Annotated in this window: 1 protein-coding gene; it reads left to right on the plus strand. The window is 43.7% G+C overall.

The annotated features are described in order from the left end of the window. Positions 1 to 34: 34 nt before the first annotated feature. Positions 35 to 529 (plus strand): hypothetical protein (locus ASC50_RS03815; protein ID WP_226995382.1); only part of this gene is annotated, 495 nt, incomplete at its 3' end.

Raw genomic sequence — 529 nt, forward strand, 5'->3', positions numbered from 1 at the left:
CTCTACAGCTGCATACAAAGCCGCACCGCAATGGATGGATTTCATAAAGATTGTGGAGTTTGCAGTACCAATGACACAATATACGATCACAGCCTCCGCAGGTAGTGCCGGCAGCATTTCCCCCAATGGTGTAGTAACCGTTGACAGTGCCGGAAATCAAACTTTCAAAATTACCCCCATCATAGGGTATGCGATAGACAATGTATTGGTAGATGGAGTAGATGTTACCGGAGCCGTTTTAACAAGCAGTGATACCACTTATACTTTCACAACCGTGATAGAAGAACACACTATTTCTGTATCATTCGTTGTGGATACATCACACCCATATTCTTGGAACATCGGCTACCCCACTGCAGCCGATGTAATCGCTACATTTTACAATGATACCCTTACCATTAACGGCTCGGGGGCTATGCAAAATTGGTCATCATCTACTGACAATGCGGTGAATACTCCGTGGTATTATCTGCGCAACAACATTACAACTGTAGTAATAAATGACGATGTGACAACGATTGGAGCTTTT

This window comes from Candidatus Symbiothrix dinenymphae (genome assembly GCF_001431085.1).